This window comes from Companilactobacillus sp. FL22-3 (genome assembly GCF_054881455.1).
Genome location: NZ_JBTYYZ010000012.1, coordinates 20772 through 46152 on the forward strand (window position 1 = coordinate 20772; position 25381 = coordinate 46152).

Genomic DNA, 25381 nt, shown 5'->3' on the forward strand with positions numbered 1-25381 from the left:
TGATGCTTTTATTGATTCCTAACAACGTTATCGGATTAAAAACAATATTATGATCATAAGCTAATTCGACTATCCCTGATAAATTGTTTTAGATTCAAGCAAAAACGCCAGCTATCTGGTGACCAAATACGAATATTAATCGTCCAGAACACTTTTTAAATTATAGTATATAAACACTTTACAATACACGGTAAACATCAAACTATTAGGGGCATCACACGATTATTAAAAATCAGTCAAAATAGGAAATAATTTAAAATATCCTTTTCATGATCTTTCACCTGTCTTAGATTTTAGAAGTATCACTTGGTTTCTCAATTAACTTAAACCGTCGCTGCTGCGTGCGTTTACTAATCCCCGTCTTTCGTTCAATCATCTTGTAGGTCATGCCTTGTTTTCGCAGCTCATAAGCAAATCTGATTTGTTCATCAGAATACGTTTTCGGTCGTCCTTCCCGAAACAACGGATCATGTTGCTTGGCATACAATTTACCTTCTTGTGTGCGCGTGACAATCATGTCGCGTTCAAACTGCGCAAAGGCGCTAAATATTGTAAAGACTAATTGGCCAGTCGGCGTATTATCAATTAAGCCCATGTTCAAAATATTAACTTTGACATTTTCTTTAAACAACTCTTGGATAATGGCTAATGCCTCGCGCGTGTTCCGTGCAAACCGATCCAACTTAGTGACAATCAAAGTATCGCCTGTTTTTAGAACGCGCAACAGTTTTTGAAACTCCGGTCGTTCAGTAGTTGTGCCGGTAAACTTTTCCTGAAAGATTTTTTCTGCTCCTGCCAATTTTAGTAACTCAATTTGATTTGCTAATTTTTGATCAGTGGTACTGACCCGCGCATAGCCATATTTCATCTTTTTATCTCCTTATTTATGTCATTAAGTAATGACACGGTTCTAACCCTTTAATTATACAGCATCAAAAAAGAGGCCACAACTGTTAAGTTATGGCCCCGCTTTACTCTATCTAAACACTTTAATCATTATATATCAAAAACGTCAAGAAATATTTTTATCTAATCCTCTTTAACAGGGGAATGCTTAGCCACTTGTAGTGCCTGATTGATTACCTTGGCGTATAAAATATCACCAGTCCGAATGCCACCGAAGTGTACGCCATCTATCCCTTTGAAGACTTCTGGATGTTGCGCCGCAATCTTGCCCCAGTCGGCAATCGTAATGAACTTATACTTAGCTGGCAGACGCCGTTCCAAAACGGCCAACTTTGATGAATTTCAGTCAGCGTCGGCCCGGGCATTATAAGGTGTCATCAGAATCAACTTGTGCCCCGGCTCCAATTCATGAATGATCTTCATGGTTTGCTCTTCGTAATCATCCAGCGCGTTGGTCCCAATACAAATCACCGCGTACTGCCGTAACGTATAGCTTCGCTGCTGGTTCATCATGACTTTATACGCCAAGTTCATCGTCCAATCGCCCTTAATCTTTAAGCTTTGCCATTTTTTTAATAGCATGCCTAAATAGATGGTACACATCGCCGCAGGGCAGTGCTTTTCTAACATTCCAGCTACCAAGTGTTTTGGTAAAAATGTCCCTTATTCAGATAATTATTACAGGCAAAAATAATCTTAATGTTTAAATTTGCAATCTACCAACAAATGTTGAAAATCTTCCTCAATGATCTTTGGAATAGGGATAGTCTTAATTATGATCGGATTAAAGAAAACGATCAGATAAGTCGAAGGCTCTTTAGGCCTCACACCGCACCGGCCACGCTTGAAAATGGTACCGTAATCGAAACAAATTTCTCCGCTTCGGTTATTCTAGCCATTGTTACCAGGATTTCTGAAATTTGTGATATTACAGACCAAGTCTCATATACGGTGAAATAATGTATGTGAGTACCTTGCGAATAATAGATTCACGTGAAGTTGAAAAGTATTAACTCAATTAGATGATCAGTTATCAAATAGGCGTTTCATAATTTGCTATGCTATGGGTAATCACTGATGGTAAAATATGAATGTAAATAAAAAAGCGAGCCGCTTTAAAGGCAGTGGTAAAGTGCTCCATAACTGTTAGATTTCTTGTCTAACAATTATGGAGCACTTTACTTTGGCCGGTTGCGGACGATCTTTTATTAGATAAAAAGCAACTATGCCATATACATCATAATGAAATCACTTTAAAGAAGTTCATAATTTACGATATACTGATTGAAACCATAAATTATGGGTCTTCTATTCTTAACTATCTAATTGAACCATCTGATAACCGACTCCAATGTGTGTTTTAATATACTGATTCTGAGTATTAACTTCAATCTTTTTTCGCAAAGTTGCAATGGTCACTCGAAGAGAAGATGTATCTTCAACCGATTCTGTCCCCCAGACCTCTTTCAACAGATAGTGGTGTGTCAACACGCGGGAAGTGTTTTCAGCAAGAATACTCAAAACCTTATATTCGATTGGTGTTAAATGGATTTCATTTTGGTTTACTTTGACCGTTTGTGAATCAAAGTTGATAGTCAATTCTCCATTACAATAATTATTAATATTGGTTTTTCCGTTGTTATATATTATGTTAGTCCTTCTCAAGGAAACACGAATTCTAGCCAGTAATTCATCAATAGAAAAGGGTTTTGTTAAATAATCATCAGCACCCAAATCTAGAGCCTGCACTTTGTCGGCGTCCTCATCACGTGCTGAAATAACAATAATAGGTATATTATTGTTGGCAGCTCGTATTTGCTTAATAATGTCCATCCCATCCATATCGGGTAACATTAGATCAAGTAAAAGTACATCTGGTTGAAAAATTGGAATAAATTGGAGCGCTTTATTGCCATTTCTAGCTATGCCATACTTATAATCTGCGGATCTTAATGTCATTTGTATTAATCGAGCTACTTCTGGATCATCTTCGACAATCAAAATTCTATTTTTCATTTTTTTTGCTCCAAATAGGTAAAGTAAAGTAAAAACATACGCCGTTATTTAAATTTTTAGCCCAAATATTACCATTATAAGCTTCAATAATAGATTTACACAATGATAAGCCAATTCCAAGCCCTCTTTGAGTCCTTAATGGTTGCTTTTGTTTGCCAGTGTAAAACAGTTCAAATAGGTGAGCCAGATCACCATTAGTTAATTTTGGTCCGTTATTTGAAATCTCAAATTGGACTTGATTGGTATTCTTTTGAAAAATTCTAATCGAAATTTTGGTTTTTTCCGGTGTGTGTTGAATAGCATTGTTAACTATATTAATAATGACTTGGGTAATTAAGTGTGCGTCAGCCATGACCATTAATAATGGATCAGACAAGTTAACGGTAATCTTATGATCTTCAAATCCTGGGCTAAGATGTTGCAAAGATTCTTGAATAATATCATCAACTAACTCTGGAGAATGACGTATTTGAAGACTACTCTCTAAACGAGTCATTGCCAATAGATTCTCCACTAGACTAATTAACCATGAAGAGTCATTAAATATTGATTCATATAATGTATACTTCTCAACATCACTAAGCTTATTTCCTTCTCGTTTCAATATATCTGCACTACCAGAAATATTTGTTAACGGTGTTCGTAAATCATGGGAGATTCCTCGTAGCAAGTTAGCCCTGAGTTTTTCCTGATGCGATTTAATTTCAGCTTTTCTTTTTTCATTTAGGATTCTCATCCTTGATAAGGCTTGACCACATTCATCTAATATCGAAATAATTAAATTACGATCAAATATTTCCAAAGATCGTTTTGAATTTATTGCTAAGCCTATAACCGCAACAACTGATGAAGGGGAATTTCCAAAAATAGGTAAATACAAACACTTTGCTTGTGGTAAAGTATTAGTAGTTAATCCAGCTTCTTGACCATTCTTGAATACCCAGGTTGCAATGGCTTTCTCGTTATCACTGGAAAACTCATAAAAAGAGCTCTGGCTTTGGTTTAACAGATAAATTTTAGGTTGCAGTAACTTAGAATCCTGGCATTCATAAAAGACCATTGTAGCACTATAAATTTTTTGTAGTTGTTGAACAGTCGTGTCAATAATATCGGTTGATAATTTGGCTTGTTGCAATTTACGAATAGTTTCCAACAGCACCTCTGTTTGGTAGACACGGTTAGAGTTATATTGAACTTGGTGCTTCAATTTTAGTGTCCAATAATTACTGATTATTGAAACTAGTAGCATTAAAAAAAATGTCAACAAGTAAACTGGACTACTACTAAGAGAAAAATAGGGTTTGGTAAAAAATAAATTGAAACTAATTACTGCTAAAAAAGCTGATAAGAATCCATATACTTGATCTTTTAGGTTAATTGCGCAGAGCATGATCCCTAACATATAAACCAAAACGACATTTACCAATGGTACTTGTGCAAATATTAATAGTTCTCCAACCACTGTGCTTCCCAAAATAATACTTGAAATCATTAGCATATTTTTAGCCATGCGCTTAGAGCCAGACTTACTAAGTGAACCTTTAAAATGGGTTAAAAATGTACCATTTAAATGTTGGACTTGATTCAAATTAGTTTTAGCACTATTAATTACATACTCATCAACTTCTGGTAACAGATATCCTATTTGATCCACAAGTGTAGATCGTGTTTGCCATATTTTTTTATAAGGACTAGCCCCAAGTACAATTTTGGTTACGCCGCTTTCTTTGGCATACTCTGTAATTTGCAGAGCTGGGTTCTCACCCTGCAATTTAATAATCTTTGCACCTAGTTGATGGGCAAGGCTAATGTTATTATTTAAGTTTTCCTCCCATTTATTAAACTGATTGTTCTTAACATAAACCGCAATGAAGTCACTATTAAAAGCTTGAGCCATTTGTGCAGCAGAACGAATGACACGTTCATTACTCTTAGATCCGGATAAACAGACTAGTAGCCGATCAGTATCTACCTTTGAGTGAGTAGCCAATCTTAAAGTCATTTTCCTCAATGCAAGTTCTCTTAACGTAGTAAGATTTTCAGATTTAAAAAAATTAGCTAATGCTTGTTTTATATGATTTCTAGAATATATTTTTCCAATTTTAAGTCTATTGATCAGATCATTGGGTTCGATATCAATTAACTTGACCTGATTTGCCATATCAAATATATAATCTGGTACTCGTTCTTGAATATCAACGTTTAATTGTTCAAAAATTATATCGTGCAGGCTTTCTAGATGTTGAACATTTAGCGTTGTATAAACATTGATACCAGCAGTAAGTAATTCCTGAATGTCTTGATAACGTTTCAAATGGCGACTTTTTTTCGTATTTGTATGTGCTAACTCATCAACTAAAATTGTCTGTGGATGTCGTTCCAGTGCACCATCGAGATTGAATTCTTGAAGATACATTCCCTTATAGGATTCTTTTTTTACAGGGATTGATTCTAACCCCCTAGCAAGATTGCGTGTATCTGCCCTGCCATGATCCTCAAGGTATCCAATAATGACATCCTGGCCCTCCTGCTTCAAGTTCTGTGCTTCTGCTAGCATAGAATAAGTTTTGCCAACACCAGCGGCATAACCAAAGAAAATCTTTAATTTCCCCCGGCCTGAAGTTTCAAGATTTGCATCTTTTAAGTACCTACTTGCACGTTCATTTTGATTCATCTAGTTATCCCTCCAAATAGAATACAAGAATATCCTTGGTAAGTATACTATCGTTCTAACTAAATTTACCCAAAAATAAAGTCTTATCTTTTATAATCTTCAAATCAAGATCTTTATAGGCTCTATTACATATGACAAAAAAACCCTAAATGATTATCACATATGGTAATCATTTAGGGGCTTAACCCGCGACTTATCTCAGCTAAGCTTCAAAAGTTATTTTGATAGTTTATCCAAGGCCAGATTAGTTTCTAGCACGTTAACCCGAGGTTCACCAAGAATTCCCAGAGTGCGAGTTTTGGTATTTTGGTCAATCACTCGTTGAATTTTTTGAACACTGACATGCCGAGCCTTAGCAATTCTCTTAACCTGATATTTAGCAGCAGTTGGTGATATTTCTGGATCTAAGCCACTTCCTGAATTAGTTACTAGGTCAATGGGAACATGTCGATAAGTGGCATTAGGATTCAATCTTTTTATTGTCTTTTCTTTATCAATAATCTCCTTTTGATAACTTTTATCGTTAGGGCTCATTTGTGAGGCCACAGAGTACATAATATTTTTATTGTTTTTTTGTCCAGTTATATCGCCAACAGTAATATCCATCTGTCTACCCCACAGGTATTTTTTGCTTGTGAATGGTTGTGCAATTAGTGCTGATCCCTTTACTGTTTGACCAGATCTAACTAAACTGCCATTTGCTTGTGAGGTAAAAAAGGTTTGCCCAATTGCACTAACAATTAAGGTATAGATACCACAAATAATCGTTATGACAATTACTGCCAAAATTGACTTACCTAATGTCTTAACTACCATTATTGTCTTTCTCCCTTCTCATAGAATCTGTAGTATGAGTGCAATGATCAAGTCGATCAACTTAATTCCAATGAATGGAGCAACTATCCCACCAAGCCCATAAACTAGCAAATTATGCCGCAGTAACTGACTAGCTGGAACTTCTCGGTAACGTACTCCCTTGAGTGCCAGGGGAATTAAGGCGACAATAATTAGTGCGTTAAAAATCAATGCTGACAGGATTGCACTTGTTGGGCTATACAAATGCATAATGTTAAGCACATTTAACTTGGGATATAATCCTACAAACATAGCCGGAATGATAGCAAAATACTTAGCAATGTCGTTTGCAATTGAAAAAGTGGTTAAGCTTCCTCGAGTCATTAATAATTGTTTACCAATTTGGACAATTTTAATTAATTTAGTTGGTGAAGAATCTAGATCAACCATATTACCAGCCTCTTTTGCAGCCTGTGTACCCGTGTTCATAGCTACAGCAACGTCGGCTTGAGCCAAGGCAGGAGCGTCATTAGTTCCATCGCCAGTCATGGCAACTAAATGTCCCTTATTTTGATATTCACGAATGGTTTTCATTTTACTTTCTGGAGTAGCCTGAGATAGAAAACTATCAACCCCAGCTTCAGCAGCAATGGCAGCAGCGGTTACTGGATTATCGCCAGTAATCATGATTGTCTTTATGCCCATCTTCCTTAGATCAGCAAATTTTTCCTTAACGCCGGGTTTTATGATATCTTTCAAGTAGATAACACCAAGTATAACACCATTCTTGCATACTACTAAAGGTGTCCCTCCCTGTTCAGCAATTCTCTTAACTGCTATTTGGCATTCTTCGCTGTATTTATTTTTTTTTGTCAGGACATATTGTTTGATATTCTCCGCAGCACCTTTACGAATTTCATCTCCAGCAAAATTAACACCACTCATTTTAGTTTGTGCTGAAAATGGAATAAACTTAGCCTGATTTGCTTCTAAGTTCTGTTCTCTAAGGCCATACTTTTCTTTTGCTAATACAACAATTGATCTTCCTTCCGGCGTCTCATCAGCTAAGGATGAAAGCTGTGCCGCAATTGCTAATTCTTTTTCTGAATGGCCATCGACTGGAATAAATGCTGAGGCACGTCGATTGCCTAATGTTATTGTCCCAGTTTTGTCCAGGAGTAATACATCGGTATCGCCAGCAGCCTCAATGGCCCGACCACTCGTTGCTAAAACATTAGCTTGATTCAATCTACTCATGCCAGCAATACCGATAGCTGAAAGAAGTGCTCCAATGGTTGTCGGGGCTAAACAAACCAGTAATGCAATTAACCATACAATAGACATTGGATTTCTCATATCAAGTATCTGAGATGATAACTGAGAATACGTGTATAATGCCGCCACTACCAACACAAATATGATAGACAATGCAACTAAAAAAATTTCTAGTGCAATTTCATTAGGCGTTTTTTTACGGTTAGCACCTTCTACCATTCCAATCATTTTGTCCAAAAAACTAGCACCTTGTTCTTGTGTTACCTTGATGACCAAATGATCTGATAAAACAGTAGTACCACCGGTAACAGCAGAGCGATCTCCGCCAGCTTCTCGTATTACCGGCGCAGATTCACCGGTAATTGCACTCTCGTCAACAGAAGCAGCTCCTTCGACAACTTCACCATCTGCTGCAATGGTGTCCCCAGCTTCAGCAAGGAATAGATCACCTTTATTTAAGTTTTCTCCACTAACTTTTTCAATATTTGATAAATCGCCAACTTTATTTAACCTTTTTGCCATTACTGAACGTTTTGATTTTCTCAACTCTGCCGCTTGAGCTTTACCGCGCCCTTCAGCGACAGCCTCTGAAAAGTTCGCAAACAGGCAAGTAATCCAAAGAATTACAGCTACTGTAAAGATAAAACCACTACTTACAATTCTGTCTGAGATGCCAAAAAGCGATAAAATAAATAAGATAGTTGTTGCAATTGCTGATACATAAACTAGAAACATCACTGGATTTTTAATTTGTAGGTTAGGCTTTAACTTAAGAAAAGTTTCTTTAAGTGCCTCTCCTAACATTTTTCGGTTAAACATTTGATTTTTCTCTATTTTTTCGTTCATAGTCAGACCCACCTTACTAATTTTAGAAACGCATAATGTAAAATCATATTAATGTGTCAAAAAGTCCGCTATTGGTCCTAATGATAGTGCTGGAAAGAAACTAAGCACGCCAATGATTAATACAACGATTATTAACATAAAAACAAAGGTTGGACTTGTAGTTGATAATGTTCCCGAACTACTAGCAACAATTTTATGCTGTCCCATTTTACCAGCAATCGCCATTATAGCGATAATAGGAAGAAAACGAGAAATGATCATCGCAACAGCTAATAAAACATTGAAAATAATGGTATTACCATTGAACCCTCCAAAGCTGGAACCATTATTTGCCCCTGCTGATGAAAAAGCATATAAAAATTCAGAGAATCCATGTGCTCCACTATTGCTAAGACTAGTTAAAGTACTCTTTAACATTGCTGGAATAGCGCTGCAAGTTAAAATTGCAATTGGCGTTGATAGGCAAGCGATAACAGCCATACGCATTTCGTAAGGCCCAATTTTTTTACCTAAATATTCTGGTGTACGTCCTACCATTAGCCCAGCAATAAAAACTGTTAGGATGATAAATCCAAGCATGCCGTACAATCCAGATCCTACACCACCAAAAACAACCTCGCCTAATTGCATTAAAGCCATGGGCATTAATCCGCCCAGAGAACTAAAACTATCTAATGTTGCATTCGTTGCGCCTGTAGATGTTGCAGTAGTAGCAATACTCCAGACAGCTGATCCAGGAATACCAATTCTAGTTTCTTTGCCTTCCATAGCCAAATTACCAATATGAGCTAAAGTGGTCCCATGTTGTTCAACAATTCCTTCAAATATTAACGCAACTACAAACATAATTGCCATAGCTGAGAAGATTGCCCAACCTTCCTTACGCCGCTTTAAAGATTCACCAAAGCTAAAACATAGCGCCATGGGCAGAAGAAGCATTGCCGTTGTTTCAATAAGGTTTGTAAAAGGTGTTGGATTTTCATATGGATGGGCAGAGTTAGCACCTAAGACCCCCCCACCATTAGTCCCCAATAACTTAATTGATACCTGGGAAGCTTGTGGGAATAACGGTAAGGTTTCTTTAGTTATAATTTTTGCCCCATCAATTTTATGATTTTTAATCCTAACTGTATTTTTTTTGACGTTAATTTCAGCCCCATAAATCGCCTGGTTATGTTTATCAACGGCAACAGGTTGTACCAAGGTAGCAGTTTTATAACCACCAGTTGTTTGAGGAACACCACCTGCCATGAGCATAATAGACATAAACAAACTAAGCGGGATTAAAAGATATAGAAAGATCCTGGTCAAGTCTCGCCAAAAGTTTCCAATTGCTTTTGCTTCTGTACGTTGGATACCTCTAATTAATGCAAAAAGAACCGCAATTCCAACAGCCGCAGAGGAAAAGTTTTGAACAGTTAAACCAATCGTCTGAGAAAAATTAGAAAGAGCCATTTCCCCAGAATATGATTGCCAATTAGTGTTGGTTACAAAACTAACAGCAGTATTAAACGCTAATGACCAAGAAAGCCCCGAAAAATGTTCTGGATTCCCAGGTAAATAATTTTGGAATCTCAAAATACTAAACAAAACTAAAAAACTAACTAAAGAAAACATTAAAATACTTATTAAATAAGTTTTCCAACTCATCTCGCGATTAGACACACGAAAAAATTTATATATTTTGTTTTCAATTGGTCGGATAATTCTGCTCATAAAATTGTTCTGATCATTAATAATATGGCTGATGTACTTGCCTAATGGAATGGCTAATAATAATGGAACAATGATATATGGTAAATATTGAGCCCATGTTGGCATACTATGATTCTCCTTTCACTAGAACATAAATTAGATAAGCTAATAAAAAGATTGTTAAGATCGTTCCTAAGACCAAAACCATTTGTCTCACTTCCAATTATTTTTTTTATTTAATCAAGGGTGCTCCAACACGTTAATGCGTTGTTCCCAAAATTTTCTAACACTAATAGGAACTTTGTCTGAGAATCCGTAGTCAAATTTAAGATGCTGAGCAGTATCGAAAAAATGAAAAATTGTAACATCTGCTATGAAAAGGTCTCCTGAAGTACTTTGAATGTAGCCCCCCCATCTTTTTTTTAATATCATTATCAATTAAACAAATTACTTTTTCTCGACTATACTGGTCCGAATAATCTTTGTAATAATAATTATCAATCATTTTGAACATCTCCAAAACATATTCAAATCAACCAAAGATATGATATATGAAAAGGTGTTAAAATGGTGTTAATATTTAAAATCTCATGTTAACATTTTGTTAAAAGCATATATTTAATTTGTCTAATCTCATAATAGAAATTTTGACCGATAGCAAATCAATGGTTAATCAGACTAGCAACAATAAAAAAGGTAGGAGAGAATTACACGCCATTCTTTCCTACCTTTTATTAGCTCTATACTATTATGATAATGATTGCTGCCTACACAATTAAACCACTGTCATTCATAAGTATATTTCCAACTTATGTTTATTAACCTATCCATAACAGTTTATCGAAGAATTTCACTGCCAATCTAACCGTCGCTCTTGGGAACTCAAACGAGCGTAACCAATTTTAGCAAGTCTCAACGTTTTCCTTTTTGACAGTCCTAATGCACGTCTACAGCTCCTAGTATAGTATAAAAACGCAAATGACTATTAGGGTATACCCTAGTGGCTAATCATACATAAAAGCTTTCTTATATCATTATTTTTTTTGGCAGGTACTGTGTAGGTGGAAATGAACGAATGCTTTAATAGTTTTGTGTCACAAAATAAATTTTGGAGATTTTCAGCACTCCAGTAGTTCAATGATTCCTGGCATATTCCATCAGCAAGTTTATATATTGCTTCTTTGAACAATTGGAGCTTACTTTCAGAAACTACATGAACTTTAAAGTTGGTATGGTAGATTGTAAAATTAATCCGAACGCTGTTCGGACAAAAAAGATCAGCTTCCTTTAAAATGGTGTTTACCACAAACCCATCTTTTAGGAGCTGATCTTTTGTTGGATGTAAGCTGATTCCTGAGACAACTTTTAAGAGAGCGTATAAATATTCAAATGTTTTCGCGCATTTTAGAATCAAGTTAGCCACTGTCTCAAAATTTTTTGGACAATAAAAAACATCAAGAACAGATATCCTGTATCATTGAAGTTCCTACACAAACAATGGAAGAGGATATTGTCTTGATGCAGAAACAGGATAGCACACACCGCCAAAAAGGTCAGCACTTAACATCACTCGAGCACGGAAAAGTGGCCGGATTCCGCCAAGCTGGGAAGTCCAATCGTTGGATTGCTGCTGAAATTGGCGTCTGCCCGCAGACCATTAATAATGAAATCAAGCGAGGTACAGTAGATCAGGTCAAGAAGAGTAATGGCAAGCGCGTCTACCATCGACAATACCTACCAGAGGCTGCTCAGGCACGTTACGAGACTGCACGCTTGAGCTGCCATCGTCCTGACAAGTTCGCCAGCGTACAGGTCTTCTTAGCCTGGTACGTACAGCGAGCTAAGCAGGACAAATGGTCGCCGGATGCTTCAATCGGCTATGCCAAGCGACACAAGCTGTTTACTCCTGAAGAGCTTGTTTGTGCCTCGACTTTGTATCAGTACATTGACGACCAACGCCTAGAGATTCGAAATATCGACCTGTTGGAGAAGACTAAGCGGAAGACCTCTCACCAGCACCACACCAAGGATAAGCGCCTGGCTGGCCGCAGTATCGAGGAACGGCCTAAGGTCGTTGAACGACGCAGGCAGTTCGGTCACTGGGAGATGGATACCATTGTCGGTAAACGCAATGGCAAGGAGAGCGTCATCTTGACTCTGATTGAGCGCAAGACCCGTTGCCAACTTCTCCGCTTGATAGAAGGACGAGATGCAGACTCTGTGAGCTATGCATTGCGTGGAATCAAGCGCGAATGGGGAGCTTGCATCAAGACCATCACAGCCGACAACGGACCCGAGTTCACCGCCTTAAATACTGCTTTTGCTGGGACGGAAACTGAGATCTTCTACGCCCATCCTTACACGTCCTGCGACCGTGGCACCAACGAGGCACATAACCGGATGATCCGCCAGGACTTCCCTAAGGGCATGTCCCTAGATGACATTAGCCCTAGTCAAGTGCAGGCCACGCAAGACCGCTTGAATCAGTTGCCTCGCAAACAACAGGGCTACTGCACACCCCAGCAAAACTTTGAGGCCGAAGCTCGGCGCGTTCGCCGCATGGCCCAGTAGTCTCTCTAGCGCCACAACTTCTATTTGATAACGGCCTGTTCTGGGATTGTCCTCAACGACTGGCTAACTTGTTCTTGCAATTTACGGCAAAATAAATACATCTGCCTAAATCATTAGTAAACAACACCCGCTACTCTACACCAACTAGAGTTAGTCTTATCATAAAACAAATACACGTCGTCAACTAGATCAGATCGATCTTATCAACAACGTGCATGATTCAGTTATTTCAATCGTTTCAACAACCATACTGGCCGGTGCCGCTCAGACTTGTGCACCCGGGTATTAACGACTTGTAGCAATTGTAAAATGGTGAAAATTAGTGAATTACGTTTTCGGTACGCAATGTACTTCGGTTCCCACTCGGTCACATACTTCTCTTTGTACGACCGTAATCCCTGAAAACCATATAACTGGTAGCCATATTCGTAAATTAAATGAGCAATTTTTTCTTGAATAAAACTGTAGCGTGAAACCCCCACACCGGATAACGGTGCCATTCCCATATTGAAATAAGCATAGCCATCGTCACGCGCCTGTTCAAATAGGTGCACAAAGACCGTGTCCATAATGCCGGATGGCGCCGATTTGCTTGACCGCATTAAGTCAATTGAAGTCGTCTGATGATTTCCCTGCGGCATAATATTCGCAAACGCGACAATTCGGTGGTCAGGATCATAAACGACCGCTACGGGTGCCTGATTGAGATACTGCTCATCAAAAAATCCGAGCGAGAATCCTTTTTCCGTCTCACCTGCTAACCAACTATCCGAAACAGCTCGTAATTCAGCCATAACGTTGGCACTGAACGGTGGCTGCAAGATGGCAAACTCATAGTGATCCCGGGTAAACTTATTCATTAGGGCCCGCTCACCCCGTAGCCGTTTACCAGCCAAACTAAAGTCTGCCAATTTGACGTGCCCTTCTTCACCGGTTTTGATAAAGTCAAAGCCCATTTCGTGTAGGCGCATCGTCAGCATCTCACTAATTTCGTAAAAGACTAGCGAGCAACCGTCACTATCTGCGTCATCCAATAACTGTTCCAAGGCAGCTTGTAATACCGCTTGATTACCGAATGGCTCTCCCATAATGATCAGTTTATCAGCCTTCTGCTGGTATAAGAAGATCAGTTGATCGACCCCATCGACTTGATAGTAATATGCTAACTTATCATTCAAATAAGCCAAGTGTGAGATTTCATTGCCGCCATAAGTTTCAATCACTTGTTTGACCCGAGCCGCATCCATCTTTTGACGCAATCGGGCGTTATAGCCACTCGCAAAGTAGCGGTACATAATAATCAAAATCATTGCCGCTAAGACTAACCCAATCACCCCAAATAACCAGAGCTTTTGTGATGGGAAGAACAGCGCTTCAGGAACCGCATGCCGATGATGAATTTGGGGCGCGTTATAGACCCCCACAATCGTATACAAGATAAAGGTCACCACATACACGCAGCTAACCCACAACGTTTGCCCCCACGAAAAAGCCAACCGATCACGATAATAAGCATGCCGCGACAAAGCCACTAGCGCTAGAATCACAATCAAGAAAATCACAAATTTCATCGAAATTGCATCATAAACGACGAGCCAGCGAATCGTATTCAAAATTGCAATCAGCAGGACAATCACCGTTGGCCAAAAAGCTTTTTTGACCCGGCCAGCAGTTCCCAACGCCACCCCAATCAGTAAGAAGGCCATAATAATACTGCTGGCCTGATTAATAAAGAAAAAGGTGTACGGATAAAACTGTAAGAAGAGTTTATTGCTATATGCAAAGGTAGGGACCGTTGACATCAACAACATCAGAAAACCAGAAAAGTAGAGAAAAACCGTCAGTACCATCTGAGCAACACGTTGTAATGCCTGCTTAGGAATACCCGCTAAGCACACGTTTAAGCGATGGCCGGTGTCATGGATGAGTAAGACCATCCCGATGGCAAACGGGATAATATAGTAGAATAACCGGTAAAATAAGAGCCATACGACGGCGTCTGGTCGAGAAACTCCGACCGCACTGAGACCAAAAATCATGAAAACGTCGAATGACCCAATACCACCGGGTACCATTGACACTTCACCGACAACCGAAGCAATCACGAATAACGGCACGACTGCTGCAAAATCAATGGGTAATCCCATAAAGTTTCCAATTAATAAGAAGAACAGCACACAGCCAGTCCATTCACCAAACGACCCACTCAATAACCGAACGACGTTGCCGAGCGTAAGGCCATCGAAGAATTCCGAATCGTTGATCCGTGTAAAAATAAAGATAGCTGGAAAATACAGTGCACCACCGACGAGCCAGATCCAGTAACTGCCATACATGTTCCCAATGCCAAAGCCATAGACTAGCACGAGTGAGATCATACAATATAATGACAATCCCGAAACTAAAAACAAAGCGATCTTGGAAATGGCAAACACGATTTGTTTTTTAGTGGCTTCGCGATTATAAAAGTTAGCACGCAGTGAGGCGCCCAGCACGCCCCCAAAACCACCGATATTCGTAAATGTATTGGTGATCCATCCAGCTTTTAAGATATAGCCAAGTGAATAGTGGTTGGGTAAAAACTTTGTAATCATGACGTCATACGTCAGCATTGGTGTCACTGCGATAATACCAATCACGACCATGCTCAACAGATGCCACCAGCTTTGCGAAGCAAGCGCATTCGCCAACTGCGCGCCACTGACTTCCTTCGCAATTTTGCCGACTTCCGTAATCACAAATAACAGGACAGAGAATACAAATAATGCTTTGATGATCCCCATGCGTTTATTGAGTGCCGTCCCGATTTTCTGTAACGTTGCCTTCAAAAAAATTCTCCTTTCCCTAGATTATCTGTATTTAATCTTAATTTTACAATCTACTCTTTATGATCAAGATAGCGATGTTACTGGTCTTTCAACTGGATATAAGGATCTTGATGCCATGACTACTGGTTTGCATAAGGATGAATTAGTTATTTTGGCTGCCCGTCCGGGTGTTGGTAAAACTGCCTTTGCTTTGAATTTAGCGCAAAATGCTGCGACTAAGTCGAATGCAACGGTAGCGATATTTTCTCTAGAAATGGGTGCTGAGTCTTTAGTTAACCGTATGCTATGTTCTGAAGGTAGTATTGATGCTAACGCTCTGAGAACCGGAAAATTGGACGAGAATCAATGGAACAGTCTGGTTGTAGCAATGGGAAGTTTGTCACGTACCAATGTGTATATTGACGATACTCCTGGTATCAAGATGGCTGAGATTAGATCAAAGTGTCGTCGACTTCTTAAAGAAAGTGGTCAACTTGATTTGGTTATTATTGATTATTTGCAGTTGATTGAAGGTACTGGTCAAGAAAATAGACAACAGGAAGTTTCTGTTATCTCTCGTAATTTGAAAAAATTAGCAAAAGAATTACATGTACCAATAATAGCATTATCACAGCTTTCCCGTGGTGTTGAAGCTCGTCAGGATAAAAGACCAATGTTGTCAGATATCCGTGAATCTGGTTCAATTGAACAGGATGCTGATATCGTTGCTTTCCTTTATCGTGATGAGGATGGCGATGGCGATGGTGACAATAATAATGAACCACAAGAGGAACCAGAAGACCCTGATGTAGGTGAAGTTGAAGTAATTATCAGTAAGAACCGTTCAGGTCCTCGTGGAACGGCCAAGTTATTGTTCGTGAAATCTTATAATAAGTTTTCATCGATAGCGAATATTCCAGAAAATTAAATAGTGTAGGTGTAGAAGAGATATGACAACAGTTGTTGTAGTAGGTACCCAATGGGGCGATGAAGGTAAAGGTAAGATTACCGATTATTTCAGTGGTGAAGCTAACATTATTGCACGTTACCAAGGTGGAGATAATGCCGGTCACACTTTAAATATCGATAATCACGTTTACAAGTTAAGATCTGTTCCATCAGGTATTTTGTATTCAGATAAGACGAGCGTTATTGGAAATGGTGTCGTTTTGAACCTAGAGTCACTTCAAGAAGAATTGGGACGTCTTCACGAGCAAGGTGTTGATACAACTAACTTGAAGATTTCTAACCGCGCACAGTTGATTCTTCCTTACCACATTCAATTAGATAAACTTCAAGAAGCCGCTAAGGGCGATTCTAAAGTTGGAACAACTAATCGTGGTATTGGACCTGCTTATACTGACAAAGCTTCACGTGTTGGTATTAGAATGGCTGATATTCTTGATAAAGAATTGTTCAAAGAATTATTAACTGAAAATCTTAAACAAAAGAATGAACTATTTACAAAGATTTATGGTGTTGAACCAATGAAATTTGATGATATCTTTGAAAAGTATTATCAAATTGGTCAAGACCTAAAGAATCGTGTCATTGACACATCTGCATATTTGAATAAAGAATTAAAGAATGGTAAAAATGTTCTATTTGAAGGTGCACAAGGGATCATGCTTGATATTGACCATGGTACTTATCCTTATGTAACCTCTTCAAATCCAGCTGGTGGCGTAACTACTGGTGCCGGTGTTGGTGCTCCATTGATCGATAATGTCATTGGCGTAGTTAAGGCTTATACATCACGTGTTGGTGCGGGTCCATTCCCAACTGAACAACTAAATGATACTGGTGATTTCTTGCGTGAAGCAGGTCATGAATATGGAACAGTTACTCATCGTCCACGTCGTGTTGGTTGGCTAGACCTAGTTGTCCTAAAGCACTCATGTAACGTTTCTGGTGTTACTCATCTATCACTTAACTGCTTAGACGTTTTAACAGGTCTAAAAGAAATTAAGGTCTGCACAGGTTATGATCTTAATGGCAAGATTATTGATGAATACCCAGCTAACCTAAATGTTTTGGCCAAATGTAAGCCTGTTTATAAGACCTTTGAAGGCTGGACAGAAGATATGACTCAAGCCAAGAGTTTGGATGAGTTACCACAACAAGCTAGAGATTATCTTGACTTCATCAAAAATCAATTGGGTGTTGAATATGCTACAGTTTCAGTTGGTCCTGATAGAGAACAAACAATTGAAGTAAATGATGTTTGGAAAAATTAATTAGATAAATATATGAGGATTGGTTGATTACTATTCCTTGTAGGATAAGTCGGTTTCATCATTAAGATGGCCGGCTTTTTTGTTTGGAAAAAAATATGATGATTGTTTCATCGTTAGGTAGATTGCAAATTTAATCCGATTACAAGTGCATGCCCCCATCTTCATGCCGATTTCGAGTTTGGTGTTGCCGTTGCTTTTTCGCCATTTCCCACTCAGTCTCTTTTAAACCTTGCGCCTGTCTTTGTCGTTGGTAATCTTCATCACGAGCATATAGAACAGTCATGATTGCGTCACTAAAGGCTGTTTTTAAGTAGTAGTTTGGACTAACTGGCTTATAATTTAACGGTTGATAATGCCCCATATTTGCTTTTCGGTACTGGTCGTCCTTATCTTGTTGCTCTTTTAACTGCTTTTGGATTTTTTCAATCTGGCTGGTTTTAATAGTTGGATCAGCTTTACACTCACCAAGAAAAATTTGTTTCGTTCCGTCATGCTTTAAAACTCGTTGTAAGTTATGATTTTCTAACTGATCTAAGCTAAACTGCCCCGACAAATAAGCTAACCCTAATTGATGTTCTTGGGTACTGAAAACCCTCGGTGGGTTTTCTTGCCATTGTGCCATTGTTTCGACTTTTAATGGCTTTAAAGTTGGATCATAGTACATCACGGCTGTATAAGCCTGTTCTTGTCTAACTAGTGAAAGATCATCTAAATCACCATTAGGAAAGGCTCTTTTCAATACCTCATGGTATTGCGTTTGAATGACTTGCTTAACTGCCATGATTGTCCGTAGGTCTTTGACTGCTCTCGTAATCTTTTGCTGTTCTGCTGGTGAATACTTTTCTAGTAGTCCTTTATCGACGTGTTTTAGGCTTTCTAAGCTATCAGAGTGGATCATTAGCGTATATTTCAGATCGATTTTGGCCTCTTTTTCTTGTTGCATTAATAACTTAAAACCAACGTATGGCCGCTTGGTAAAGGTCAATAATTGCTGGGTCGATAAATCATCACGAATATTCATTAAACGTTCGTTTAATTCACTGCCTTTGAAAACTGTTTGCTCGCTTTCGGTTTCCTTAATTAATTCTTGTCTTTCAGCTTGTGTGGTCTGTTCAAAATTAAGCTCTGGATAAAGTTTTTTCGTAGTACGATCGACCACTTTATTTAAGAGTTCGTCTGCCTTTTTTAATGAGCTTTCTTGTTGGTTAATTGTCAATAATTCTTTAGTCACATCTTCACCAACTGCATGTTTAATTAAGGTGCTATTTTTCCAATTAAATAGCATGCGCCGTTTATCATCTAGGCTCTCCAAACTGATATAAGTTTTCAGTTCATGACTTAACTCATTGACCACCCGTTTTTCATTAAACGAGAAGTGTTTGCTTAGACTATCTAAATGACCTCTATTGATTACTTTTTCTTGGTTGTTTTTATAACTGGCTTTGGCCTTGCGATAGTTTTTTACTTGTTGGTTAAATTCTTTTCTTTCATACCGCTTGCTATTAATTCCCTCATGTTGAGTTGGTGTATCATCTATTCCTTGATCGACAAATGATTTTTCGCTAATTCGATCGGGAATATTTTTTTGTGCTAAAGACTGATTAACACTTGTTGCCCAATTATGCCGCCACTCATTAATTTTTTCCTTTTTATCCCAATCAACTAACCAAATTTTTCTTTGTTTTGGGAACCCACTTTTAGTTAGAAGTTGCTTTCCATTTTCATCTTTAATGTACTGCGTTTTTGCCTTTAATCCCCAAGTACCATCGGGGTTAAAGGGCCGATTAGTTAACATCACATGAGCATGCGGATTATCCGGGTGATCACGATGAATTGCGACATCAGCTACCATACCTTGATCGACAAAATTCTCTTGCACGTATTTAGTTAATAATTCTTTTTGTTCATCTGTACTTAACTCAATTGGTAAAGCTACGTTAAACTCTTTTGCATACCGTGAGTTTGCTTTACGATCTTTCTTTTCAACTTCATTCCATAACTGCTCCCGATCACTCGCCCATTTTGGTGCATTCTTTGGTGTTAAAATAAAGCTTTCTGGCATAACCGAACGCGCATAAAAATAGCTTCGTCCTTCTTTTTGATCGAATAACTTTTCACCACTTCTATAAGCAGATCCAGCAATGGCACTACGTCCTTTACCAGCACTAATATTTTGAAAACTCATGTGAAAAATTGCCATGTTAATCACCGTCTTCCTTTGATTCTATGAGTTTGACTTTGTTGTCGCCAACGGCGACTTCTAATACAGGTTTTAATGGGGTTAACACAACATAGAATTTATTCTATGTGTAAGTGCGCATTGACCTCGTTTAACTCGGTCTGCTGATTCTCCTGAATTTACTTTTAGTGTATGCCTTCCTCTTCGCTATTTCAACTTTTATACTTTGACTTAACGTTTCCTATATGATATTGTTTCGGTGATTATTTCTAATATGATTGGAGGGATCGTTATGTCTAAAAGTAACTTAGAAAAACAAGAAGCTAAATTAAAAGCCCTTAATCAAAAAATTAAGGACGAAAAAAATAAGATTGAACAACGGCTAGGTAAACAAATCATCAGTCAAGCCAATTTAGATTATGCTAATTTGTCTAACGATCAGATTAAGCTTCTAGCTAAGCAATTTTCTGAATTTTTAAAGGTAAAGTCCGTAGATCATTAGCCATACGAGATGGGGAAATTCCATGTCTAATCAATATGAAAAACTAGTCGAGCAGCAAGCGCGTTTAAAACAAAAAATTGATCGGGAAGATTTTAAATTACGACAATCTAAATACTATGAAAGCCGACAAGACCGCAAAGCACGTTCTCGCCGATTAATTCAAAAAGGGGCTTTGCTCGAAAAATACTTTCAAGCTGATAATCTCTCGGTCGAACAAACCGAAGAGCTTTTAAAGATATTTGCCGATTACATTAATGCCCATAAACCGAATAAACTCAAAAACGATCAACCTAATAACTAGGCCGATCGTTTTTATTTTCTGGATCATTTTTTGGCTTAATTTCTGGGTTTTGATCCGCAAAATCTTTTAATTGTTCTTGGATTCTTTTACCAATTTCGTCTTCAACTGATTTAAGCTCTAAGTTTGCTCTAATTTGTAATCCTTGAATGCCATTGTCATATGTCCACCGTTTAATTTTAGCCATGTCATTAGTTCGATAATAATTGGCAATTAGTTCGTTCCATTGATCCCACTTATCTAACGGCACATTGATTAAGCCTGCACCACCGTCAATCATAATTTTATTAGCACTTAAAGTCGCCGTCCTTTTGTTCCCGTCCCAAAAGATTTGTTGGCGCATATTATGATACATAACAGTCAATGCTTTATCAGTGGTCGTTGTTTGCGGATCAGCCAAAATTTTTTGTAAAAAGGATTGTTCTTGTTTTTCGTTAATTAAGGGTGGTTCAAAAAAGTCTTCACTGCCTAAATCAACTCCTCCTTTTCCTTGCCGTAATTCTCCTGGTACTAAGGCGTCTTCTGCGGCCACAATCTTGTTAATTTGTTTTTCCATGGTTAACGTTAAAGGGGCATTTTGATCAGTGATATATTGCCACCCACGCTTTAAGTTAACAATTGTCAAAATATCTTCAACAGGAACGCCTGCCACACTCATGCCGTCCATAATGGTTTGTGTTTGCGGCAAAGTGGTATTTACGCCTTCAAAGCGGGCATTAGTGTGCACTAGCTTGGTAAAATTTGTTCGAGCAAACCGTTTGTTTTCTGCAACTGTAAATTGATACTTGTCCATATATGCTTGTGTCTTAGTCATATTTTGTACCTCCTTTTCATTCCAACCACTGATTCATTGACTCGTCCATGTTAAATCACGAAATGCTTTTCGTTGATAATTTGCTCTTGGCGCTTATCTAAGAGGTAAGTGTGTAACGCGTCAAACAGCTTGCGTTTATCAGGATCTGGATTATGAGCTGCTTGCTCCCAAATGTCTTGAATATTGACTGTCCAGGGGTCAGCCAACAATTGCTCTATTTTTTCGATTTCTTTGCTTGGTTTGGTCATTAAAAAAACTCCTTTCCCATCTTTCTAGATTAATTATCGCCTATTCAGCTATTTAAGACGCCTATTTTAGCTTCTAAACGATTTTAAACCAGTTTTAATATAATTATGTGTCGAACACTCAAAATGGCTTAGATGAGCTTATATGCTGTTTAATTCTAAAAGCACTCATTGTCAGCGTTTTGCTCTTCGGGGTGTTTGGCCGCATATTTTCTAGCCGCTTGTTTATTCCACCAAACCCCAAATAGGTTTTGCATGGTGCCGTACAGGTAGTTTTCAACGTTCTTAATGTGCTTCTCATTGCTTCTAAGAGCGTTAAAGTAGCGTCTCAAGGCTTTGGTCATTAAAGGCTTCAGCTCCTCATCATCAAGTGGGATTAGGACCCCAATATCCTGATGATCCTTCTCAACTCGGTACTTAGCATTTAAGATAATGCCGATGAAGCGACGCATTTGTTGTGGGGTTCGGCACCAAAAGCTAAGTAGTTGCACAGCTTCGGGTTCTAAGAAAACTGGTAACCCACTGTCTTCATCAGTTAAGAAGTCCTTAGCATGTTTCACGAGATCATGGTTTTGCTTTTCTAGTTCTGCTGGTGAGAATTGGGCTGTGGAAAAGTCCAACTTTTGAGTATCTATATTATATCTATTAGTATCTAAATTATTAGTATAGTCTAGATTGTGACTCTTTTTGACACTTTCGCGTGTATCAAGGGCTTGTGGTGTATCTTTAACGAACTTCCGCGAAGGTTCCGTTTTGACACTTTCGCGTGTACCAAGGGTTCGTGGCTCTTGTTGCCGAGATTTTGTATAAATGTCTGTTGCCGTAACTTCTAAATCTGCTAAATACAATCTATTTGGTTCATTTTTACCAGTTTTGGGATTAAAGTGCATGGTTTTCTGAAATAATAATCCTTGGTTTTCAAGTTCATTTTTTACCCTAATCACTTTCTTTTTTGACCAGCCCATAAGATCTGTTAGTTCTTGATTTGTAAAAATGAAATAAACCCGGTTATCTTCATCAACCCAGTTGTTTTTCAATGAATAATCTAGTCTATCGCGTAAAATCATATATCCTAATTTTGCACTATCACTTAATGTCTTATATTGAGATCCATAAATTAAAACCTGTGGGAATTGGAAAAAACGAGTTGCATAAGCTTTTTCCGACTCAATAAAATTGAAATGAGTTTGATTCATTATAAAACTTCCCTTCTCAACTGACACATACTGTCTCGAAAGAGAGTTGCTAAAACATTAGATTTGCTTTAAAATACAAATCTGATATGCTTTAACTAAATTACAAAGCATTCATTTAGCCGTGAGGGCTTTGTAATTTACCAGCATGTGTCTATTCTTGGTTGCCCATTCGGCAACTTTTTTAATTTCTAACAACAAAAAATGGACTAAATAGCTTCGGTTAGCTACTTAGTCCATTGGCTTTGATTTGTTTTTAACTATCCTTCACTTGTCCTCTAGGACTGGTTTGTGGTATAATTAGCCTACAAATTAAGAACCATATTCAGTCGATTTTCACCGCCAAGTTAAAATCGACTGAATCTAAGTAGCTGTCTGATAGCTACTTGCTAAACAGAAAAAGTCCCTGATTCCCCGTGAATCAGGGACTTTTTCTGTTTAGCTTTATCTTCTATTCGGTTGTTAAATTAGTTTTAATCTAGCATAGCGCTTATCTTCCAGCAACATTATTTGATCTTGTATACTTTACCAGCTCTTAGTTTGGAACCAACAAGCGATTGAATATACTAGCAAATATTATTCAATCGATGTTTTAATTAAATTAACCAAAAAATGTAACATTTATTGTAGTTGCTGTTGTACTTATGCATTTTCTAGCTGATCATAATTATAGATTGAACTCTTTTTTCAATAGCTGTTCTAAATATCTGGAAGCTGTTAACTCTTTTCCTTTGGCACGTCTGGCCAATTCATTAGCAACGTTTTGTTTTAAAGTATAAGACTTTGAAACTCTAGGTGTAGGAGGTTCATTTGTTATTGGATTGCTGTTCATACTGTTTTTTAATTGGTCCATTTTATCTTCAAATGCCATGATGTTGATCCTTTCGATAGCATATCATGCTATGTCATAGCATGATATGCTTATTGCTTAGTAAACGTATCAAATATTTTGTCAATTTTCTCAAAAAATTCCCTTGCTTTTGGAGTTGAGCTTTTGCCTTTTTCCATGTTGATCAGTGGTTCATGATTAAGAGTTGTTTTATTGAATACTTCTCTTTCAGGAATTAAGGCAATGGTTCTGGGATCTTTTTTCATTTGTTCCACAAATTCATGTGAAGATTTAGTATTATGTTTTATTCTATTTCCAATAAATTTTAATTCTGCTGTGATAAAGCTTTTACGACTTTCAACATTAATTACTTCTTGCTTTAATTGTTCCATTCTTAATTCCAAATTACTTTTGGAAATAAAACCGTATTCACTTGGTTCAATCGGACTAAATACTAAATCTGAAATTACAATCATATTTTGCGTGATTGTCGAAAAATCCGGATGTGTGTCGATTAATACATAGTCAAATTTTTTCAGTTTGTCATAATTGTCTGAGAACCACATGTACATTAGTAATTCTTTGTTGGCTCTCGTTTGAAGATCATTGTTGACCATATCTAAATTCATAGAAGCAGGAATAATTGATAAGTTTTTGTGCAATTCAATAATTTCTACTTTTTCACTATCTTTTGTAAAAATGTTAGCTAAGGTGCCATGGTCTTTATAAATATCATAGGTTTGGGTCAGACTACATTGGTGGTCGCTATCAATCAGCAAAACGTTATAGCCTTTGCTAGACAGCCATTCACTATAATTGAAAGTTAACGTTGTTTTGCCAACCCCTCCCTTAATAGCAGAAAAAGTAATTATTTTCATAGGGCGCCTCCTTGTTTGCAGTTAAAGCATATCATAGCATGATATGCTATGCAATGACTGAATATAGCACAGCATGTTTTTTATATCTTTTTTCTTTGTTGTGTATGTTTGCTAATGTCCGTCTTTCTAGTAGCTTCTGGTCTCACCGAAATGATTTAAATAAGTAAATGGCCAATTGTTAGGTAGTAATGGTTGATATTCAAAAGGATAAAGCGATGAGTGGGGATAGAAACAAGCTTAATTAGAGGTTTTGTGTCCTAAATCTGTTTAGTTGTTATTCAAACTATTAGCTAATTGCTGAGCAGCCAATAACATTAAATCCTTAATTTGCTCTGGTGACTCAGGCTGATCTTGCCTAACCAGACACGTAGAATATTGGTAAAACCACCTAGTTGAAAAGCCATCACATAATTCACTTGGGTAGGAGTGCCCTGAACATGTCAGGGAGCCGCAAACTGTTGATAACGGGGGATTGCTTTTTGCTACCAAATTTCATTCATGTGATCAAATAAGCCTTGGCGGATCAATAATTGAATTAAATCCCGTTTTCGCCAGGCAAATTCTATAATTAATCCGAACAGAAATTAAAAAGCCCAAAGCAACCACTTACAATGGTAGTAA

At 37.8% G+C, this 25381-nt stretch carries 17 protein-coding genes and 3 pseudogenes; 5 read left to right on the forward strand and 15 right to left on the reverse strand.

Going from position 1 to position 25381, the window contains the following annotated elements:
* Window positions 1–286: 286 nt before the first annotated feature.
* The 7 genes and pseudogenes from ACYT32_RS10990 to kdpA form a co-directional block, all read right to left on the reverse strand.
* A complete protein-coding gene (locus ACYT32_RS10990; protein ID WP_003636336.1) occupies window positions 287–868 on the reverse strand; it encodes a recombinase family protein in 582 nt (193 codons plus the stop codon).
* A 161-nt stretch (window positions 869–1029) separates the two neighbouring features.
* A pseudogene (locus tag ACYT32_RS10995) lies at window positions 1030–1452 on the reverse strand (SGNH/GDSL hydrolase family protein); the annotation flags it as partial.
* Between the two features lie 768 nt (window positions 1453–2220).
* Window positions 2221–2922 carry a response regulator transcription factor gene (locus ACYT32_RS11000; RefSeq protein WP_395266292.1) on the reverse strand — a complete coding sequence of 234 codons (702 nt, stop codon included), beginning with the start codon at window positions 2920–2922 and terminating at the stop codon, window positions 2221–2223.
* Window positions 2912–5596, reverse strand: coding sequence for an ATP-binding protein (locus ACYT32_RS11005; protein WP_395266293.1), 2685 nt, complete (start codon window positions 5594–5596; stop codon window positions 2912–2914). Before ACYT32_RS11005 ends, ACYT32_RS11000 begins: the two co-directional genes overlap by 11 nt.
* A gap of 216 nt (window positions 5597–5812) precedes the next feature.
* Window positions 5813–6412 carry a potassium-transporting ATPase subunit KdpC gene (kdpC, locus tag ACYT32_RS11010; RefSeq protein ID WP_395266295.1) on the reverse strand — a complete coding sequence of 200 codons (600 nt, stop codon included), beginning with the start codon at window positions 6410–6412 and terminating at the stop codon, window positions 5813–5815.
* Window positions 6413–6430: 18 nt separating this feature from the next.
* On the reverse strand, window positions 6431–8512 hold the full coding sequence (kdpB, locus tag ACYT32_RS11015) for a potassium-transporting ATPase subunit KdpB (protein WP_395266296.1): 2082 nt from the start codon (window positions 8510–8512) through the stop codon (window positions 6431–6433).
* Window positions 8513–8560: 48 nt separating this feature from the next.
* Complete coding sequence (gene kdpA / locus ACYT32_RS11020; protein WP_395266297.1) at window positions 8561–10333, reverse strand: potassium-transporting ATPase subunit KdpA; 1773 nt, start codon at window positions 10331–10333, stop codon at window positions 8561–8563.
* 1392 nt (window positions 10334–11725) lie between these two features.
* Between kdpA and ACYT32_RS11025 the strand changes: the two genes are divergently transcribed.
* Window positions 11726–12778 carry an IS30 family transposase gene (locus ACYT32_RS11025; protein ID WP_395266303.1) on the forward strand — a complete coding sequence of 351 codons (1053 nt, stop codon included), beginning with the start codon at window positions 11726–11728 and terminating at the stop codon, window positions 12776–12778.
* 224 nt (window positions 12779–13002) lie between these two features.
* Here ACYT32_RS11025 and mprF read toward each other — a convergent pair whose 3' ends face one another.
* Window positions 13003–15606, reverse strand: coding sequence for a bifunctional lysylphosphatidylglycerol flippase/synthetase MprF (gene mprF / locus ACYT32_RS11030; protein ID WP_395266298.1), 2604 nt, complete (start codon window positions 15604–15606; stop codon window positions 13003–13005).
* 55 nt (window positions 15607–15661) lie between these two features.
* Between mprF and dnaB the strand changes: the two are divergent.
* Window positions 15662–16513 (forward strand): annotated as a pseudogene (dnaB, locus tag ACYT32_RS11035) (replicative DNA helicase); the annotation flags it as partial.
* A 22-nt stretch (window positions 16514–16535) separates the two neighbouring features.
* The gene (locus ACYT32_RS11040) at window positions 16536–17822 is read left to right on the forward strand and encodes an adenylosuccinate synthase (RefSeq protein WP_119327510.1); all 1287 of its coding nucleotides are present in this window, start codon (window positions 16536–16538) and stop codon (window positions 17820–17822) included.
* 139 nt (window positions 17823–17961) lie between these two features.
* Here the strand turns inward: ACYT32_RS11040 and mobQ are convergent, their stop codons facing one another.
* The gene (gene mobQ / locus ACYT32_RS11045) at window positions 17962–20022 is read right to left on the reverse strand and encodes a MobQ family relaxase (protein WP_395266299.1); all 2061 of its coding nucleotides are present in this window, start codon (window positions 20020–20022) and stop codon (window positions 17962–17964) included.
* A 253-nt stretch (window positions 20023–20275) separates the two neighbouring features.
* Between mobQ and ACYT32_RS11050 the strand changes: the two genes are divergently transcribed.
* The gene (locus ACYT32_RS11050; protein WP_071665499.1) at window positions 20276–20503 is read left to right on the forward strand and encodes a hypothetical protein; all 228 of its coding nucleotides are present in this window, start codon (window positions 20276–20278) and stop codon (window positions 20501–20503) included.
* Between the two features lie 22 nt (window positions 20504–20525).
* Complete coding sequence (locus ACYT32_RS11055; RefSeq protein ID WP_395266300.1) at window positions 20526–20804, forward strand: hypothetical protein; 279 nt, start codon at window positions 20526–20528, stop codon at window positions 20802–20804.
* On the opposite strand, the gene ACYT32_RS11060 is transcribed toward ACYT32_RS11055, so the two are convergent.
* The 6 genes and pseudogenes from ACYT32_RS11060 to ACYT32_RS11085 form a co-directional block, all read right to left on the reverse strand.
* On the reverse strand, window positions 20794–21615 hold the full coding sequence (locus ACYT32_RS11060; protein ID WP_064618883.1) for a Fic family protein: 822 nt from the start codon (window positions 21613–21615) through the stop codon (window positions 20794–20796). The genes ACYT32_RS11055 and ACYT32_RS11060 overlap by 11 nt on opposite strands.
* A gap of 50 nt (window positions 21616–21665) precedes the next feature.
* Window positions 21666–21863, reverse strand: coding sequence for a hypothetical protein (locus tag ACYT32_RS11065; RefSeq protein WP_395266301.1), 198 nt, complete (start codon window positions 21861–21863; stop codon window positions 21666–21668).
* A gap of 155 nt (window positions 21864–22018) precedes the next feature.
* Window positions 22019–23056, reverse strand: a complete 1038-nt coding sequence (locus tag ACYT32_RS11070) for a replication initiator protein A (protein WP_395266302.1) — start codon at window positions 23054–23056, stop codon at window positions 22019–22021.
* A 664-nt stretch (window positions 23057–23720) separates the two neighbouring features.
* Entirely contained in the window at window positions 23721–23924 is a 204-nt protein-coding gene (locus tag ACYT32_RS11075; protein WP_015474751.1) for a hypothetical protein, read from the reverse strand.
* A 50-nt stretch (window positions 23925–23974) separates the two neighbouring features.
* Complete coding sequence (locus ACYT32_RS11080) at window positions 23975–24760, reverse strand: ParA family protein (protein WP_015474752.1); 786 nt, start codon at window positions 24758–24760, stop codon at window positions 23975–23977.
* A gap of 267 nt (window positions 24761–25027) precedes the next feature.
* Window positions 25028–25299 (reverse strand): annotated as a pseudogene (locus tag ACYT32_RS11085) (TetR/AcrR family transcriptional regulator); the annotation flags it as partial.
* Window positions 25300–25381 lie beyond the last annotated feature (82 nt).